14 protein-coding genes and 1 pseudogene are annotated in these 17,152 nt (G+C 72.0%); 3 read left to right on the top strand and 12 right to left on the bottom strand.

Annotated elements, in window-relative coordinates; genetic code table 11:
- Positions 1–41: 41 nt before the first annotated feature.
- Positions 42–1,058, bottom strand: a complete 1,017-nt coding sequence (locus D9V36_RS21750; protein WP_241720972.1) for a LysR family transcriptional regulator — start codon at positions 1,056–1,058, stop codon at positions 42–44.
- A gap of 315 nt (positions 1,059–1,373) precedes the next feature.
- Positions 1,374–2,975 carry an MFS transporter gene (locus D9V36_RS21745; protein WP_129295256.1) on the bottom strand — a complete coding sequence of 534 codons (1,602 nt, stop codon included), beginning with the start codon at positions 2,973–2,975 and terminating at the stop codon, positions 1,374–1,376.
- A 158-nt stretch (positions 2,976–3,133) separates the two neighbouring features.
- Here D9V36_RS21745 and D9V36_RS21740 point away from each other — a divergent pair, with 158 nt between their 5' ends.
- Together D9V36_RS21740 and D9V36_RS21735 are read left to right on the top strand one after the other, a co-directional pair.
- Complete coding sequence (locus D9V36_RS21740; protein WP_129295255.1) at positions 3,134–4,231, top strand: Lrp/AsnC family transcriptional regulator; 1,098 nt, start codon at positions 3,134–3,136, stop codon at positions 4,229–4,231.
- A gap of 8 nt (positions 4,232–4,239) precedes the next feature.
- On the top strand, positions 4,240–4,941 hold the full coding sequence (locus D9V36_RS21735; protein WP_241720970.1) for a rhomboid-like protein: 702 nt from the start codon (positions 4,240–4,242) through the stop codon (positions 4,939–4,941).
- Here D9V36_RS21735 and D9V36_RS21730 read toward each other — a convergent pair.
- The 9 genes from D9V36_RS21730 to D9V36_RS21690 form a co-directional block, all read right to left on the bottom strand.
- Entirely contained in the window at positions 4,929–5,744 is an 816-nt protein-coding gene (locus tag D9V36_RS21730; protein ID WP_129295254.1) for an HAD family hydrolase, read from the bottom strand. The two genes, D9V36_RS21735 and D9V36_RS21730, sit on opposite strands and share 13 nt — an antisense overlap.
- Complete coding sequence (gene serS / locus D9V36_RS21725) at positions 5,741–7,030, bottom strand: serine--tRNA ligase (protein ID WP_129295253.1); 1,290 nt, start codon at positions 7,028–7,030, stop codon at positions 5,741–5,743. The genes D9V36_RS21730 and serS overlap by 4 nt, the downstream gene beginning before the upstream one ends.
- A 772-nt stretch (positions 7,031–7,802) precedes the next feature.
- Entirely contained in the window at positions 7,803–8,729 is a 927-nt protein-coding gene (pheA, locus tag D9V36_RS21720; RefSeq protein WP_129295252.1) for a prephenate dehydratase, read from the bottom strand.
- A gap of 269 nt (positions 8,730–8,998) precedes the next feature.
- Complete coding sequence (gene efeB / locus D9V36_RS21715; protein WP_206739708.1) at positions 8,999–10,438, bottom strand: iron uptake transporter deferrochelatase/peroxidase subunit; 1,440 nt, start codon at positions 10,436–10,438, stop codon at positions 8,999–9,001.
- Positions 10,438–12,663, bottom strand: a complete 2,226-nt coding sequence (locus D9V36_RS21710) for a copper resistance protein CopC (protein ID WP_129295251.1) — start codon at positions 12,661–12,663, stop codon at positions 10,438–10,440. The genes efeB and D9V36_RS21710 overlap by 1 nt, the downstream gene beginning before the upstream one ends.
- A gap of 126 nt (positions 12,664–12,789) precedes the next feature.
- Positions 12,790–13,239 carry a copper chaperone PCu(A)C gene (locus tag D9V36_RS21705; RefSeq protein WP_129295250.1) on the bottom strand — a complete coding sequence of 150 codons (450 nt, stop codon included), beginning with the start codon at positions 13,237–13,239 and terminating at the stop codon, positions 12,790–12,792.
- Positions 13,236–13,880, bottom strand: a complete 645-nt coding sequence (locus D9V36_RS21700) for an SCO family protein (protein WP_129295249.1) — start codon at positions 13,878–13,880, stop codon at positions 13,236–13,238. The genes D9V36_RS21705 and D9V36_RS21700 overlap by 4 nt, the downstream gene beginning before the upstream one ends.
- A gap of 86 nt (positions 13,881–13,966) precedes the next feature.
- Positions 13,967–14,755: a YcnI family copper-binding membrane protein gene (locus D9V36_RS21695; RefSeq protein ID WP_129295248.1), complete on the bottom strand. Its 789-nt coding sequence runs from the start codon at positions 14,753–14,755 to the stop codon at positions 13,967–13,969.
- Between the two features lie 138 nt (positions 14,756–14,893).
- Positions 14,894–15,766, bottom strand: a complete 873-nt coding sequence (locus D9V36_RS21690; protein WP_129295247.1) for a hypothetical protein — start codon at positions 15,764–15,766, stop codon at positions 14,894–14,896.
- Between the two features lie 246 nt (positions 15,767–16,012).
- On the opposite strand from D9V36_RS21690, the gene D9V36_RS21685 reads away from it, so the two are divergent.
- Positions 16,013–16,510, top strand: coding sequence for an ATP-binding protein (locus D9V36_RS21685; protein ID WP_088798918.1), 498 nt, complete (start codon positions 16,013–16,015; stop codon positions 16,508–16,510).
- 192 nt (positions 16,511–16,702) lie between these two features.
- On the opposite strand, the pseudogene D9V36_RS42155 reads toward D9V36_RS21685, so the two are convergent.
- A pseudogene (locus tag D9V36_RS42155) lies at positions 16,703–16,853 on the bottom strand (site-specific integrase); the annotation flags it as partial.
- Between the last annotated feature and the right edge of the window lie 299 nt (positions 16,854–17,152).

The following is a 17,152-nucleotide window of genomic DNA, read 5'->3' as shown; positions in this document are numbered from 1 at the left end:
CGATCGGGAGAAATGGGTCACCGAGCTCCAGGAGCCGGTGGTCAGGGCCTGACACTCCCCGCCCCGCCGCCACCCGGGTCCGCGGTGACCGTCCTGCCCTTCTCCGCATCCCCGTCCAGGCCCGCGGTCGCTCTCTCCGCGTCCCCGCTCGCCTTCTCCGTATCCCCGCCCAGGCACGCGGTGACCGTCTCCGCGAACGCCACCGCCGCCGGGCTCAGCGCCACCCACCGGCGTACCGCCCAGCCGGTGGCCAGCGGGGGCAGCGCGGCGATCGGGATCAGCCGCAGAGCCGGGTGCGCGGAGGCGTGCAGGCCCGGCAGTCGGGGGACGACCGCATGGCCGACGCCGAGTTCGGCCAGCAGCAGGGCGGTGTCCCAGTCGGCGACGCTGGTGGTGCTCGGGGGCGGCACGGGGCCTGCCTCCCGGTGGCTGAGGTGGTCGTCCAGGCGCATACGGGACGTGGAGTTCTCCGGCAGCCGGATGTGCCGGATGCCCGCCAGCTCCTCGGGCTCGATCCGCTCCCGGCCGGCGAGCGGGTCATCGGCCCGTACGGCGAGCACCCAGGGCAGTCGGACCACCGGATGCTGCTCGATGCCCGGTATCGGCGGACCGATGGTGATCCAGGCCAGCTCGGAGCTTCCGTCCGCGACGGCCTCGAAGCAGCGGCGGCTGGAACTCTCGGTCCGGAACTCCAGGTTGACGTGCGGGTGGTGGTCGCGGAAGGCGACGACCGCCCCGGACATGAAGTGCCGGACGGTCGTGGCGCCGGTGGTCACCCGGACCGTGCCGCCGTCGCCCGCGCGCAGATCGGCCAGCCGGTGCAGCGCCAGATCCAGTCCGCCGATGCCGTCCGCCGCCGCGCGGTGCAGGATCCGGCCCGCCTGGGTCGGTGCCACCCCGCGCGGCCGGCGTTCCAGCAGCCCGCTGCCAGCTTCCCGTTCGAGGCGCTTGATGCGCTGGCTCACGGCCGACTGGGTGCAGCCGAGGTCGCGGGCCACGGCACTGAGGTTGCCCGCCTCGCACACGGCCACGAAGACACGCAGGTCATCGAGAGTCACCCGGGTACGGTAGCCCTCAACCCAAGCTATTCCTAAGGGATTTGGAAGAAAGTCAGAGGATTGACTTGGGTGCGGGGCGCGACGAAGATCGGCACAGGGCGCAGGGCCCAGGGCGGCAACCCGGAACCACAGACGGCCGTACGGTTCCGGGTGCCGACCCGCATGCGGGCGCGCCGAGCCGCGTGCGGGCGCGCCGAGCCGCGTGCGGGCGCGCCGAGCCGCGTGCGGGCGCGCCGACCCGCGTGCAGGCCCGTCGCCCGCGTGCAGGCGCGTCGCCCCGCGTACTGACCCGCGCGGGGCCGTGCGCCGCCATGGCTACGCCGTAGCCCGTGCCCCCTCCCGCGCCGGAGCCCCCGCGGCGCCCTCCGTGGGCGGGCCGGCCGGACCGTTGCCGCCCTCCTCGCGCCGTACCACCGCAAGGACCAGCAGCCCGCCCGCCAGGGCCACCACTCCGGAGATCAGCATGATGTCCGTCAGCCCGGAGATGTACGCGGAACCGAGCGCCGTACGGGAGGCGCCGGGGCGTGCGGCGTCGCGCAGCGCGCCGGTGAAGACGGTGCCGAGGACCGCGATGCCCAGGGCGTAGCCCAGCTGCCGGAAGGTGTTCACCGCGCCGCTCGCCATGCCCGCCCGCTGCGGGGGCGCCGCACCGAGCGCCGCGGAGACCAGGACCGGCATCGCCATCCCGATGCCGAGTCCGCTCACCGCGAGCCCGGGGACCAGCACCGCCCAGCCGGAGTCGTCGTTCAGCAGCGCCCAGGACGCCAGTGCCCCGGCTCCCACGAGCAACATGCCGATTCCGACCGGGAGTTGGGGCGCCATCTGCTGCAGCCGCCGGCCGCCCAGCGAGCCGACCAGCAGGGACATCAGCGCCATCGGCGTCACCGAGAGACCCGCCTGCACGGGGCTCAGGCCCACGATGTTCTGCACCCACAGCCCCACGAACGACAGGTACGGGAACGCCGCGGCCTGCAGCAGCAACGCCGCCGCCATCAGCGCGGCGAACGACGGCCGGCGCAGCAGCCGCAGGTCGAGCAGCGGCCGGCGTACCCGCCGCTCGACGACGAGGAACACCAGCAGCGCGAGCACCGCCCCGCCGAACGAGGCGAGTGTCCCGACCTCCGTCCAGCCCTCCTCGCCGCCGCGGATCAGCCCGTACGTCAGCGCGCCCGCGCACCCCGTGAAGGACGCGGCACCCGGCCAGTCGATACGGGCGAGGGGGCTCCCCGGGGCCCCGTTCGTCCGGGGCCGGGGGAGCTCGCCGTACGACTCCCCGACCCGGCACAGGGTGATCCACACCGCGACGGCGACCAGCGGCAGATTGACCAGGAAGATCGCCCGCCAGTCCACGTACTGGGTGAGCAGCCCGCCCAGTACGGGGCCGATCGCGGCCGCGGCGCCGCTGGTGCCGCCCCAGACGCCGAACGCCACACCACGGTCCCGGCCCTGATAGGCGGCCATCAGCAGCGGGGTGTTGGTGGCGAACATCGCCGCCGCGCCCACGCCCTGGACGGCGCGGGCCGCGACCAGGACGCCCGCGTCCGGGGCCAGGCCGCAGGCCAGCGAGGCGAGCGCGAACAAGGCCAGCCCGGCCAGGTACAGCCGCCGCCGTCCGAAGAGGTCAGCGGCGGAGCCCGCCACCATCAGCAGCGCGGCCAGCGCCAGCGCGTAGATGTCCAGCACCCACTGGAGCGAGGTGAAGGAGGCGCCCAGGCCGTCGGCTATCCGGGGCAGTGCGGTGTTCACGATCGTCACATCGACCAGCAGCAGGAAGTTGCCGAGGGTGATGGCGACCAGCGGCCACCACTTCCCTGCCCGTCTCCCCGCCGCGCCTTCCGCCGGTCTCCTGCCCGGCTCCCCGCCCGCGCCCGCCGCGCGTCCGGGGGCCGTGGTCCCCCTCTCGGGTGCGTTCCCCATGTCCTGCTTTCCTCCACTCGTGTTGCTGTGTGCTGCTGTCTTGCTGTCTCTTGCGGCCTGTGCCGCCCTGTATTGCCGACGCCACCGTGCGGTCCGCGCCACCCGTTCTCCCAGCCACCGCGCTCCCGGCGGCGCAATCCGACACGCGCTAGCCTCGGATGGTGAAAACCGACGGGAAGTCCGGCGGCTTCGACGCCCTCGACCTCCAACTCGTGCACGCGCTGCAACTGGACGGCCGGGCGCCGTTCAGCCGGATCGCGGCGGTGCTCGGCGTCTCCGACCAGACCGTCGCCCGCCGCTACACCCGGCACCGCACCAGCGGCGCGCTCAAGGTGCTGGGGCTCGCCGATGCGCAGGCGCTGGGCGACATCACCTGGATGGTGCGGGTCCAGTGCGCGCCGGACGCCGCCGTTTCCGTGGCCGAGGCGCTGGCCCGCCGTACGGACACGTCCTGGGTGAGTCTGATGTCCGGCGGCACCGAGATAGCGGCCGTCTGCCGTGCCCCGAGCAGCGACCACAGTGATGCGCTGCTGCTGCAGAAGCTGCCGCGCACCCCGAGCGTCGTCGGCGTCACCGCGCACTGCCAGCTCCATGAGTTCTTCGGCGGTCCGCAGGGCCTGATCAGCAAGTCCGGGGCGCTCACCGACGCACAGATCGCCGAGCTGATCCCCAGCCCACCGAACTCACTGAACCCAGCCAGCCCACCGAATCCACCCAGCCCACTGAACTCACTGAACCCGCCCGACCCACCGAATCCAGCGATCCCGCCCGCCGCCGCCCCGGTGACCCTCACCGACGCCGACCGCCGGCTCTTCGACGCGCTCGCCCGCGACGGCCGGTCGCCGCTCGGCGAGCTCGCCACCGTCACCGGCTGGTCGCCCAGCACCGTCCGCCGCCGGCTGGCGGAGCTGCGGGCGGACGGTGTCCTGTACTACGACGTCGACTACGACCTGCGGCAGTTCGGGTACGGCGTGATGGTCGCCCTCTGGCTGTCCGTGGCACCTGCCGAACTCGCCGCCGCCGGCGAGGCGTTGGCGGCACACCCGGAAGTCGCCTTCGCCTGCGCCACCACCGGGCCGAACAACCTCTTCGCGTCCGTGCTGTGCCAGGGCACCGAAGCGCTCTACACCTATCTGACGACCCGGGTCGCGGCGCTGCCCGGCGTACGGGCCATGGAGAGCGCGCCCCGCATCCGGCACATCAAGGGGCCGGGGCCGCTGTTCACCACCTCTCCCGCCGCCGGACGCCGACGGTGAGAGGGTTGATGGAGCCGCCGCGCGGCGGCCGCCGGCCGTGGCCCGGCAATCCCCTGACCTGGGTGCGGGACTGGGTGCGCAGCAGCCCCGGCACCCATATCTGGCTGCTGGTCATCGGCATCACCAGCCTGGTCATCGCCTCCGCGTCCGAGGGGCTGGGACAGTTCCTCATCCACCGCACCAGCAGCAACATCCACGAGCTGAACGAGCATCCGCTGCCGTCGCTGCTCATCAGCGGCTTCTGGATCGAACGCCCGTCGTCCTTCCTGCTCTACGTGGTGATGTTCGAGCTGCTGCACGCCAACGTGGAGCGCTGGCTGGGCAGCATGCGCTGGCTGCTGACCGTCGGCGGTGCGCATATCGCGGCCACCCTCGCCAGCCAGGAACTCGTCCTGCTGGCCATCGAGGGCCACCGGCTGCCGCGTTCGATGACCCATGTCGTGGACATCGGGGTCTCGTACGGGCTGGCCGCGGCCGCCGGTGTGCTGACCTACCGGCTGCTGCCGCCCTGGCGCTACGGCTATCTCGTCGCGGTGCTGGTCTTCTTCGGCATCCCGCTGACGACCGGGGCCTCCTTCACCGACTTCGGCCATGCCATCGCGCTGACCATGGGCTTTGCGGCCTGGCCACTGACCCCGTCGGCAGCCGGGACGCGGCCGGAGCACCCCGACCCGGAGGGCTCCGACCCGGAGGACCGTCAGGAGAGGTAAAGCCGCTCCAGCACCACCGCGACCCCGTCCTCCTCGTTGGAGACGGTGAGTTCGTGCGCGACGGCCTTCAGCTCGTCATGGGCGTTGGCCATGGCCACCCCGTGTGCGGACCAGGCGAACATCGGTATGTCGTTGGGCATGTCGCCGAAGGCCACGGTCTCCTTGGCGGTGACGCCCAGCCGGCGGGCGGCCAGCGACAGTCCGGTGGCCTTCGTCAGGCCCAGCGGCAGCAGTTCGACTATGCCCTCGCCGGCCACCGTCACGCCCACCAGATCCCCGGCGACCTGCCGTGCGGCCAGCGCCAGCGCATCGTCGTCCAGGTCGGGATGCTGGATGTAGACCTTGTTGAGCGGTGCCACCCACAGCTCGCCGGGGTCGTTCAGCATGACGTGCGGCAGCGGGCCCTCGTGGACGCGGTAGCCGGGGCCGACCAGCACCTCGCCCTCCAGACCGTCCCGGCTCGCCGCCAGGTACAGCGGGCCGACCTCCGCCTCGATCTTGGCCAGCGCGAGACCGGCCAGCTGGCGGTCCAGCGTCACCGAGGTCAGCAGGCGGTGCTCACCGGCGTGGTAGACCTGCCCGCCCTGTCCGCACACCGCGAGGCCCTTGTAGTCCAGGGCGTCGAGGATGTGCCGGGTCCAGGGCACGGCACGGCCGGTGACGACGATATGCGCCGCGCCCGCCGCGGTGGCCGCGGCGAGCACCTGGCGGGTGCGCTCGGAGACGGTCTCGTCGTGACGCAGCAGCGTCCCGTCGAGATCCGTCGCGATGAGTTTGTACGGCAGCGGGGCGGACGGGCTCACTTGGCGACGGGCTCCAGGATCTCCCGGCCGCCCAGGTAGGGGCGGAGCACCTCGGGGACGCGCACGGAGCCGTCCGCCTGCTGGTGGTTCTCGAAGATCGCCACGATGGTGCGCGGTACGGCGCAGAGCGTGCCGTTGAGGGTCGCCAGCGGAGAGACCTTCTGCTTGCCGTCGACGGTCTCGCGCATCCGGACCGAGAGCCGCCGCGCCTGGAACTCGTCGCAGTTCGACGCCGAGGTCAGCTCGCGGTACTTGCCCTGGGTGGGGATCCACGCCTCGCAGTCGAACTTGCGGGAGGCCGAGGCGCCGAGGTCACCGGTGGCGACGTCGATGACCTGGAACGGCAGCTCCAGACCGGTCAGCCACTGCTTCTCCCAGTCCAGCAGTCGCTGGTGCTCGGCCTGGGCGTCGTCCGGCGCGACGTAGGAGAACATCTCCACCTTGTCGAACTGGTGGACCCGGAAGATGCCGCGGGTGTCCTTGCCGTAGGTGCCGGCCTCGCGGCGGAAGCACGGCGAGAAACCGGCGTAGCGCAGCGGCAGCTTGGCCGCGTCGACGATCTCGTCCATGTGGTACGCGGCGAGCGGGACCTCGGAGGTGCCGACCAGGTAGTAGTCGTCCTTCTCCAGGTGGTAGACGTTCTCCGCGGCCTGGCCGAGGAAGCCGGTGCCCTCCATGGCGCGCGGGCGCACCAGGGCGGGGGTCAGCATCGGCGTGAATCCGGCCGCGGTGGCCTGCGCGATGGCGGCGTTGACCAGCGCGAGTTCCAGCAGCGCGCCGACGCCCGTGAGGTAGTAGAAGCGGGAGCCGGACACCTTGGCGCCGCGCTCGACGTCGATCGCGCCGAGCAGTTCGCCGATCTCCAGGTGGTCCTTGGGCTCGAAGCCCTCCGCCGCGAAGTCACGGATCGTGCCGTGCGTCTCCAGGACGGTGAAGTCCTCCTCGCCGCCCACGGGCACATCGGGGTGGACGAGGTTGCCGAGCTTCTGCAGCAGCGCCTGCGTCTCCTCCTTGGCCTCGTCCTGTGCGGCGTCGGCGGCCTTGACGGCGGCGGACAGCTCACCGGCCTTCTTCAGCAGCACGGCCTTCTCGTCGCCGGAGGCCTTGGGGATGAGCTTGCCGAGCGCCTTCTGCTCGGCACGCAGCTCATCGAAGCGGACGCTGGACGACCTGCGCCGCTCGTCGGCGGAGAGAAGCGCGTCGACGAGTGCGACGTCCTCTCCACGGGCGCGCTGGGACGCGCGCACACGGTCGGGGTCCTCACGGAGCAGGCGAAGGTCAATCACCCCACCAGGCTACCGGGCCGCGCTCCGCCCCTCGACGCGATATTCACCGGCATGTCATTTTGCCCGTTTTGGGCAATTTATTCCCCCCGGGTCGAGGGGCGGAAAACGGGTGGGAAGCGGGTGGGAAGCGGGTGGGAAATGCGCGCGCATTCCGTGCCGCGGATGACCGGGAAGGGGCTCCTCCGGCGCGGTCGGCGGGAGTCTTTGTGTGGCCGTCGGAGGCCTTCGCGGCGTCCGTCGCGAGAGCTGCGCGCTGTCCGCGATGGGGCTTTCGTGATCCGGGCGCCGGGTGATCCATAGTGTGGACAACGGGAGTTGGCGGGGCGCCGGAGCGGGTCGCGCCCCCGGATTCCTCCCCCGGTTATCCCCTGAAATCCCTCGGTTGTCCACAGGGGGCAACGGTTTCGGGATCGTTATCCACAGGCTGTGTGTGAGATCTGTGGAAGTCGGAGCGGGTCATTCCGCCCCCGAAATGCTCGGCTCTGGATTCCCTGTCCAAACCCCGTTCACGCACTCTTTCGTGTGGGATTACCTCGCCCTAAAGGATTGATCACGCGAATTGTGCTGACGGCGCCCGACGTGCGGTGCTGTGGAGTGGTGTGTGGTCAGTAGGGCGATATGTCGACTCTGCCCGATTCTCATGTCGACTTACCCACAGGTCGAGAACCGGGCCTGTGGATAACTTTGTGGATAACCCACAGCCCCTCCAAAGCTGCAGGTCGTGCTGCTCCGCAGGACCCGCAGGCCGGGCCGCGGAGCACCCGTCACCGGCTCAGCCCCGCCCGTCCATGCAGCGCGTCAGCCAGTCCGATGCCTCGGTGAAGGCCGCGTCCGTCATCTGCCGCCGCACGCTCGGCGGCGCCTCGTCCGCCCGCGGATAGGAGCCGAGGAACCGCACCTCGCGGCAGACCCGCTTGAGGCCCATCAGCACCTCGCTGACCCGGCGGTCGGTGAGGTGCCCCTCGCAGTCCACGGAGAAGCAGTAGCGGCCGATGCCCTCCCCGGTCGGCCGGGACTCGATCCGCATCATGCTCACCCCGCGCACGGCGTATTCCTGCAGCAGTTCGAGCAGCGCACCGGGGTGGTCCTCGGCCAGCCACAGCACGACCGAGGTCTTGTCGCTGCCGGTGGGCGCCGCGGGCCGGGCCGGGCGGCCCACCAGCACGAAGCGGGTGGCCGCGTTCTGTGCGTCATGGATGTCGGTGACCAGCGGCTCCAGGCCGTAGGTCGCCGCGGCGAACTCGCCCGCGAAGGCACCGTCGTAGCGGCCCTCCTGCACCAGCCGTGCACCGTCGGCATTCGAGGCCGCCGACTCCCATACGGCCTCCGGGAGTTGGGCCGCCAGCCACTTGCGCACCTGCGGCTGGGCGACCGGGTGCCCGGTCACCGTCTTCACATCGGTGAGCGCAGTACCGGGGCGGACGAGCAGCGCGAAGGCGATCGGCAGCAGCACCTCGCGGTAGATCATCAGCGGCCGGCCTGCGGCCAGTTCGTCGAGCGTGGTGGTCACCCCGCCCTCGACGGAGTTCTCGATCGGCACCAGCGCCGCGGCGGCCTCACCGTCGCGCACCGCGTCCAGGGCGGCCGGCACCGACACCATCGGCACCAGCTCGCGGGTCGCCGCCTCGGGAAGCGTGCGCAGCGCGGCCTCCGTGAACGTGCCCTCGGGGCCGAGGTAGGTATAGCGGCTGGCCGACATGGATAAGGACTCCCTCGCGTGACTGCGGGGGCACCCCGCCGATCTACTCCCTGTCCTGCCACGATACCCAGCCCCGCGGAACCGGGCGGGACTTCTGTGGAGGGACGGGTTCCGCGGGGCTGCCCGCCGGGGCCGTTCCCCGGCCCTCCCGGCAGCGGCCGGCCTGCCCGGTCCTCCAGGAGGGGACGACTTCCCCGGTCCTCCAGGGCGGCCGGTTTCCCCGGTCCTCCGGTAGGGGCGGGCCTCCTCGGCCTTCCGGGCCGGCTTCCTCAGCCCTCCAGCAGCGGCCGGCCCACGTAGTCGCCCGGTGCGGCCGCCGGGGGCACCGCGTACAGCCCGCTCGCCTCGTGCCGCAGGAACCGCGACAGCGCGTCCCCGCGGTCCAGCTTCCGCTGGACCTGGGTGAAGGCGCGCAGCGGGTCGGCCTGCCAGCAGACGAAGAGCAGCCCGGCGTCCGGGGCGCCGTCCTCCCGGAACCCGTCGTGGAAGGAGAACGGGCGGCGCAGCATCGCCGCGCCCTGGTTGGACTCCGGCGCCGCGATCCGGGCGTGCGCGTTCGCCGGGATGACGGGCTGACCGTCCGGGCCGTTCGCGTCCAGCCGCATCGGGGTGGTCTCCGAGCCGCCGGTCAGCGGCGCGCCGTTGTCCTTGCGGCGCCCGATGACCCGCTCCTGCTCGTGCCGGGAGCGCTTCTCCCAGTCGTCCAGCAGCATCCGGATCCGGCGGACGACGGCGTACGAACCGCCGTGCATCCAGTCCTGGTCGGCGTCCCGCCCCACGAAGATCCGCTCGTCGAAGTCCTTGTCCGACGGTTTGGGGTTGTTGGTGCCGTCGATCTGGCCCATCAGATTGCGTGCGGTCATCGGGCGCGCGGTGGCGCCCGGGGTGCGGTTGAAGCCGTTCATCTGCCAGCGCAGCCGCGCAGCTCCGGCCGCGTCCTTCTGCAGTGCGCGCAGCGCGTGGAAGGCGACCAGCGCGTCATCGGCGCCGATCTGTATCCACAGGTCTCCGTTGCTGCGCCCGGTGTCCAGCGCATCGGCCGAGAAGTCGGGCAGCGGATCGAGCTGTACGGGCCGCCGCTTCGTCAGGCCGGTACGGCCGAAGAAGCTGTGGCCGAAGCCGAAGGTGACGGTCAGCGACGACGGGCCCGCGTCGAGCGCGACCCCCGTGTCGGCATCCGGGGTCCGCCCGGCCATCAGCTCCTCGGCCGTCCGCGACCAGCGGCGCAGCAGTGCGGCGGCGGCCTTGCGGTCCGCGTCCGGTGCCAGGTCGAAGGCGATCAGATGCCCGGTGGCCTGCAGCGGGGTGGTGATCCCCGACTGGTGCCCGGCGCGCGCCGTCCGGAACGGCACCTCGGTCGATCCGATGCTGGTCACGGCCTTGGCGGCGCCGTCCTGCGGGCCGGACTGCGTGGCGGCGACCCCGAGGGCGCCGCCGGCCCCGCCGACGACCAGCCCGGCCGCGCCCGCCGCGCCGACGGTGCCGAGCAGCCGGCGGCGGGAGAGCTCCGGCGAGGGGGAGGGGGCGGGCGAGGGGGAGCTGCGGGTTTCGGGCGCCGGGGCGGCGGCCGGTGCGGGCACGCCCGCTGCGCCGTCCGCCCCGGCGGACGGCGCACCCGCGGACCGGGCGCCCGGGGTCTTCTTCCCGGATGCCGTCTTCCCGGGCGCCACCTTGCCGGGCGCCTTCTTGCCGGACGTCTGCTTGCTCATCAGCCGATCTTCACGTTCTTGATCTCGGTCACCTGGTCGATGTCGGAGGTCCGTACGAGCAGCGAGAGCTGCCACTGCCCCGGGACCGGCAGCTGGACCCCGTCCGCGCGCCACCGGCCCTTGCCGAGGTGCTTCGGGACGATCGGCAGCGGCCCGATCTTCTTGGCCTTCTGGGTGAAGGAGACCTTCACCTCGGGGACGTCGACCGCCTTGCCCGACGGGTCCGAGATCCGCAGCCGCAGGGCGTTGGCGCTGCCGCTGCGCCCCGGATCGAGGTCGAGGCGGGCGGTGCCCTTGCCGCCCGGGCCGCCGGTGTCGAACGGGATCTTCAGCACCTGGGGCCCGCTGCTCGCGGTGGTCTGCCCGCCCGAGCGGGCCTTGACCGCCTCCTCGGTGCGGGCCGGTTCGGTGGCCGTCAGCACCGTGGTCACCACCAGCAGGACGACGGCGACGGACGCCTCGGCCAGCACCGACCGGCGCAGCGCCAGCCGCTCCGGATCGGCGTCGCGCTGCCGCTTGGTACGGGCGGTACGCAACGCGGCCTGCTGCCGGGCGAGTTGGGCGGCGCGGGCGGGGTCGGGGGTGTTCGCCGATGAGGTGGCGGCGTCGGTGGCGGCCAAGGCGCCGACGGCCGCCTTCTCCGCTTCCCGGTCTTTCTCCGCTTCCCGGTCTTTCTCCGCCTCGCGGTCCTCCTCCGTCTCCCGGTCCTCCTCCGTCTCCTTGTCCTTCTCAGCCACCTGGACCTCGGCCAGCCGCCCCGTCCACCGCCGCGACACCCCGGCGATCCCGACGAGCACCACGACCAGGCCCACCTTGAGCAGCAGCAGCCACCCGTAGGTGGTGTCGGTCAGCGCCCGCCAGCTGCCGACCTGCCGCCAGGACTGATACACACCGGTGGCCACCAGCACCAGCACGGAGCCGAACGCGATCCGCGAGAAGCGGCGTACGGCCCTCCGCTCGACGGGCGGCCCCCAGTACAGCGACACCACCAGCGCCGCCAGCCCGCCCAGCCAGGTGGCGACCGCCAGCAGATGCAGCACATCGACCGGCATCGCGACGGCGGTCTGCAGACCCGTCGAGGCATGTTCGGCCAGCGCCCAGGTAGCGGCGAGCCCCGCGGCGACGATCACCCCGCCGAAGGCGAGCCCGAAGGTGAGGTCCCGGCGCTGCCTGGCGAGGTCGGCGGCGTCCAAGGCCGGCTGCTCGGCAGCCTCCACGGCCGGCTGCCCGGCGGCGTCGGTGCCCTGCTCCCCGGAGTCCGCGCCGTCAGCCTCGTCCGCCCCGTCCGGCGCACTCCCCTCCGCCGATGGCCCGGCAGCCGGCGCCTCTCCCCGTACCGGCTCCCCGCCCGCTGCCGACCCCTCTCCCGGAGTCGGCCCCGGAGCCGGCGCCTCGTCCGACACCGGCTCGTGCAGCCGCGCGAACGTCCCGAAGAGCACCGCCACGAACAGCGCCGCGGCGGCGAGCAGCAGCAGCCGGGACACCAGCGCCGCGCCCGGCTTGGTGACCAGGACCTGCTGGAGGCCGGCGAGGTCGAAGACATCGGCGAGGTCGCCGGACCCGGTGTACGGGGTGCGCAGCAGCAGCATCACCACGGTGGTGCCGGCCAGCAGCGCCCACCCCTGGACGACCAGCCGCTGCACGGACCGTACGAGGGCGGCGGCCGGCCGGCAGGCCACCACGAAGGCCGCGCCGCCGATGAGCAGGATGAACCCGGCGTAGGCGAGGTAACGGGCGACGCCGTAGAGCGCGCCGACAAGCCCGCCGCCGGCTTTCTGCTGCGGCACCGGGGCCGAAGCCTTGGAGGGCGCGCCCACCGAGAAGGTGAAGGCGCCGGAGACGGGATGGCTGTCGGCGGAGACCGCCTGCCAGGTGACGGTGTAGGTGCCGTTGCCGAGCCCCGGCGGCAGCCCCGCACCGTATTTGACGACGTTGCCGCTGCTCAGGTTGAGCAGCTTGCCGCGGTCCACCCGTTTGCCCCGCGGATCCAGCACCCGGATCGAGCTGTCGCCCATCGCGACACCTTCGGAGAAGGTGAGCGTCACCTGCTCGGGGGCGTGGTCCACCACCGAACCCTGGACGGGGGTGCTCCCGGTCAGCGCGGCATGCGCCGAGGCCGGGGCGGCGCCGCCGAACCCGCCGATCAGCGCGCCGGCCAGTGCCACCGCGACGACCAGCAGGCGCAGCACGGCCGACCGTCGCGGCCCGAGCCCGGTGGTGACCATAGTGATCGCTCCCCTTACTCCCGTTTTTTCTGTACGGCCCGTGCGGTGATCCGTCGCTGGTCCGTACGGCCTGTGCGGTTCTTCGGTCTCTGGTCCCTGGTCCCTGTTTGCCGCTTCCGTCCCCGGCTACTTCTTCGGTGCGTAGGTGAGGGCCTTGACCGGGACCGTCACCTTGATCGGACCGGCGGTGGCGAAGTGCAGCTCGATGGCCACCTTGTCGCCCTCGGCCGGCTTCTTCTTCAGCCCCATGAACATCAGGTGGTTGCCGCCGCGGCTGAGCCGCAGCTCGCCGCCCGCCGGTATCGCCAGCGAGTTGACCTGCTCCATCTTGGTGCCGGCCGTCTTGTGGAGCGTGATGTCCTTGGACAGGTCGCTGGTGACCGAGGTGAGCTTGTCCGCGGTGTCACCGCTGTTCTTGACCGTGAAGTACGCGCCGGCCATGTTCTGGTCGACCGGCTGGGGCATGTACGGGCCGTCGACCTTGAGCTGCGGTGCGCCGTCCGCGCCGCCGCAGCCCGCCAGGACGAGAGCGGTGGTGACGGTGAGGGCGGCGGCGAGGGTGCTGCGGCGGTTCACGGGTTCTGCCCCTTGACGATCTTCGGAAGTGCCTTGGTGTAGTTGTCGGAGGTCGCCTCCTGCATGCCCATCCAGTGGATCTTGTCGTCCTTGGGGGAGGTCAGCAGCACCTGCGCACCATGGGTGGACACCACATCGCCGTTCTTCTTCTTGACCGGCTTCTCGATCCCGATGTTGACGTCGCGCGCACCCCCCTGGATGGTGGCGAAGCTGCCGGTCAGACCGGTGAAGTCCTTGTCGATACCGCCGAGCCACTTCTTGAGCGCGGCCGGGGTGTCACGCTCCGGGTCGGAGGTGATGAAGACGACCCGCAGATCCTTCCGTTCGGCCGCCGGCAGCTGCTTCACCGCGACCGCGATGTTGGCCATCGTCAGCGGACAGACGTCCGGGCAGTTGGTGTAACCGAAGTAGATCAGCGTCGGGTGGCCCTTGGTCTTCTCCACCAGGTCGTACTTCTTGCCGCTGGTGTCGGTCAGGACGAGGTCCGGCTTCGCCAGGGGGCTGTCGAGCGTGACGATCGGCTTGGCCGCGGTGCCCCCGGAGACCTCGGCGGCGGGCTTGTTGTCGTCGCCGTTGCAGGCGGTCAGGCTGAAAGCCGCGGCCGCCGCCAGGGCGGACGCGAGCAGGGTCCTTCTGTGCATTGCAGATAAATCCTGTATCTGGAAATCCCGTTTGTCCGGGAATGGTTGGCGGGCCGGCGCGGTCCGGCGCCGGCCCCCGCCGGTGGTCAGGCGCTGCGGCGCCGGCCGGCGAACACCCCGAAGCCGACTCCGATGACGCCGACGACGATGCCGATGGCGCCCAGGACGCGGGCCGTGGTGTCACTGCCGGACGCGTCCGAGGCGGCGGCCGTGGCCTTCATGCCGGTGGTGGTACCGCTCTTGTCGTCCGCGCCGGCGGCGCCGTGGCCGTCCTCCTCGGGCGCGCCGAGCTTGAGGACCGGCGCCGGGTTCTCCGGCTCCGGGGCGCCCTCCTTCGTCGGCTCGATCCAGCGCACGACCTCCTTGTTGTCGTACGTCTGGAGCGCCTTGAAGACGACCTGGTCGGTGTCCTTGGGCAGCTGGCCGACGGAGAGCGGGAACTGCTGGAACTGACCGGGCTCCACGCCCTTGCCGTCGGCGGTCCAGGTGATCTTCGAGGGCGCTTCGGTGATCTTCTCGCCCTCCATCTCGATCGGCTTGGGGAGCTTGGCCTTGGTGACGGAGATCTTCCAGCCGGGCACCGGCTGCGGCATCACGGACGCCAGCGGGTGGTCGGTGGGCAGCGTCACCTCGAGCTTCACCGTCGAGGCGTCGTCCTTCTCATTGGGCACCTTGAAGTTGACGGTCGCATAGCCGCCCTTGGGGGCCGGGCCCGACGGCTGCACGCTGACGTGCGCAAAGGCCGGACCGGCGAGGAGCAGCACGCTGCCGGCCGCGGCGGCGCCCACCAGCGGCAGCCGGCGTGCGAGCCGGCGCGCGGACGACGCGTCCGGCTGCTGCTGCGACATCTTCGCCATCTTCGAGTTCTTCGACATCGGAAAACGCTCCACAGGAAGGAGAGGTACGGGTGACGGTGCAGGTGGTGCGCGCGGACAACGGCGCACAAGCCCGTACCCTCCCCCATGCCTCAAGGGCATGGGTGGGGCTCCCACGTGGGGGCGTGCTTCGCGTCGTCAGGCCGCGAGGGCGAGGGGAGCCGGGGCGGGGGGCCCTCGCCTGATGACACTGTGGTGGAGTGCGACGTTCTTCGGGCCGGGTTTGTCATCCCCGTACGAAACGGGGGCGCGCAGCGCTTCGGCGTGCGCCGCTTCCAGGCCCGTGAGCAGGGCGCGAGCAAGGGCGAGTGCCCCGCGCACCACACCGACGAGTGCCTGAACCGTGATCTCGTACGCTGCCGGAGCCGACAGCCGGACCAGCCGCCACAGGGCCGCCTCGCCCCGCCGCAGCAGCCAGCCGACCGCGAGCGCGGCCAGCAGGTGCCCCAGCAGCATGGGCAGCGACGGCAGCAGACCATGCGTGAGCGCGGGGTCGGCGGCGGTCGCGCCCCCGCCCGTGCCACCCACAGGGCCGGCGCCTGCCGGAGGCGTCATCCCGGCGGCGGAGGCGGTGTCGAAGCCACCCGAACCGAGAATCCGGCGCGCCTGCGCGCCGTCCACCCGGCCGCTGCCGAGCCCGCAGGTCACATGCCGGGCCAGGGCCTCGGCCGCCCGGTCGGACAGCCCGCCGTCACCGGAGCCGCCTGCTCCGCCCCGCGCCATGGCGGGCATCGGACGCTGGCCCCAGGCGAACAGCGCATGCAAGGCGAGCTGCCCCACGGCAAGACCGGCGGCGATCCCCGGCAGCGAGCGCTCCCGCCCGGCCAGGGGTGCCGCGATCGCGAACACCACGGCCGCCGCCACACCCAGCGTCCACCACGGGACGGTGGCGCACGAGGCGGCGATGTGCCCGCCCGCGGACAACACGACGCAGACCGCGGTGAAGACCGCGGCCCTCAACAGCCGAAGATCGGCGGCTGCGCGCGCTGTGGAGGCGGGCGGTGGAGTCATGGCCGCGCCATCATCCCATTGGTCCGACCTGTCGCCTACGGCAGGGCGCGCCGAGGAGGCGCCCGGCCCGGTGTCCAGGGAGCCCGGCGGGGCGCGCGGCAGCGCATAGCAGGCGCTGTGCCTACACCGATGCGCTCGCTCTTCGCATCCGCCGAATGAGCGGTATCACGCCCCGGACATGCTTACGGACCATGCGGCGCGGCAATAGGTATCGATATGTCGAGCCGCGGCCAGGAGGCTGGAGCGATGAGCATCTGGTGGTCACTCCATTTGCGGCGTGAGGCTGCGAGCGTGCCGCTGGCCCGTCGTCTGCTGCTGGGCACGATGGAGACGGCGGGCGTCGACCCGGACATCTGTTACGACCTTGCGGTGGCCCTCTCCGAGGCCTGCGCGAACGCCGTCGAGCACGGCGGTGACGCCGCCACCGAGGACTACCGCGTCACGGCCTTCATCGACGGCGACACCTGCCGCATCGAAGTGACCGACTCGGGCCCCGGGTTCCGCCACTGCCCCGCACCCCCCGCCCCACCCCATACCGCCGCGGACCGAGCCCCGACGCCGGCCCCCGTGCCCACCCCCGCACAGGCTCCCGCCTTTGCCGAGGACGGCCGGGGGCTCTTTCTGATCGAGGCCCTCACCGACCACGTCCGCTACCGCAACCGCACGGGCCGCCCCGGCGCGGTCGTCAGCTTCGACAAGATCCTCAAATGGCGCGAGGGCGCGGCGCTGCCGATGGCGTCGTAGCCGTTCGGGCCTGGGAATCGTCCTCTGACCTGCTGAAACCCGCTGTGGCTGGGTTGGTGTGCGGCGGTTTGAGTCGCCCTTCACCTGCTGGATGTAAGGCGACCAGGGCACAGGCAGGGCACATGGCGGAGGATTCCGCCCTGACCGGTGTGCCCTCGGTGTGCGCGGTCGCTGCGTAGGTGTCGCCCGTACGCGCTTGGACGAACGCCGCATCCATCGCCCGTCGCGTACGGGACTCGCTGCTCGGCATCAGGTGCGTGTACGTGCGCAGCGTGAAGCCGGCGTCCGAGTGGCCGAGGTATTCGGACAGCGCCTTGATGCTTTCGCCAGCGTCGAGGAGGACGAACTCCCGCCATCGTCCTCCTCAAACCGACCGCACGCGGCCAGGAGTCGATCCGATCCCGGTGGAGGACTATCGACAGACCGGCCGGGCCTGGGAATGCGACGGCCTCTGACCCTCGCGGCAGCCACAGCGCGCGAGCGGAGCAGGAATGATGCGACGTTCACACAGTGGCTACACACCCACAACCGCCACCGAGGGCACGCCGCGCTTGCAGGTCCTCAGAAAAAAGATCGTCAACCATGCGACAGGCCCCGCCCCGGACCCGCTCCAACTCCCAGCCCCACACCGAACTCATTCTG

It is taken from the genome of Streptomyces lydicus (assembly GCF_004125265.1).
In the GTDB taxonomy this organism is placed as follows: Bacteria; Actinomycetota; Actinomycetes; order Streptomycetales; family Streptomycetaceae; genus Streptomyces; species Streptomyces lydicus_C.
Note: the sequence above shows the minus strand (reverse complement) of the source record. Positions and strands in the feature narration are given on the sequence as shown.

Excerpts from the sequence above, each read along its gene's own strand:
- D9V36_RS21695 (WP_129295248.1), bottom strand. The coding sequence starts at position 14,755 with ATGTCGAAGAACTCGAAGATGGCGAAGATGTCGCAGCAGCAGCCGGAC.
- efeB (WP_206739708.1), bottom strand. The coding sequence starts at position 10,438 with ATGAGCAAGCAGACGTCCGGCAAGAAGGCGCCCGGCAAGGTGGCGCCC.
- pheA (WP_129295252.1), bottom strand. The coding sequence starts at position 8,729 with ATGTCGGCCAGCCGCTATACCTACCTCGGCCCCGAGGGCACGTTCACG.
- D9V36_RS21745 (WP_129295256.1), bottom strand. The coding sequence starts at position 2,975 with ATGGGGAACGCACCCGAGAGGGGGACCACGGCCCCCGGACGCGCGGCG.
- D9V36_RS21735 (WP_241720970.1), top strand. The coding sequence starts at position 4,240 with ATGGAGCCGCCGCGCGGCGGCCGCCGGCCGTGGCCCGGCAATCCCCTG.
- D9V36_RS21740 (WP_129295255.1), top strand. The coding sequence starts at position 3,134 with ATGGTGAAAACCGACGGGAAGTCCGGCGGCTTCGACGCCCTCGACCTC.
- D9V36_RS21700 (WP_129295249.1), bottom strand. The coding sequence starts at position 13,880 with ATGCACAGAAGGACCCTGCTCGCGTCCGCCCTGGCGGCGGCCGCGGCT.
- D9V36_RS21710 (WP_129295251.1), bottom strand. The coding sequence starts at position 12,663 with ATGGTCACCACCGGGCTCGGGCCGCGACGGTCGGCCGTGCTGCGCCTG.
- D9V36_RS21685 (WP_088798918.1), top strand. The coding sequence starts at position 16,013 with ATGAGCATCTGGTGGTCACTCCATTTGCGGCGTGAGGCTGCGAGCGTG.
- D9V36_RS21690 (WP_129295247.1), bottom strand. The coding sequence starts at position 15,766 with ATGACTCCACCGCCCGCCTCCACAGCGCGCGCAGCCGCCGATCTTCGG.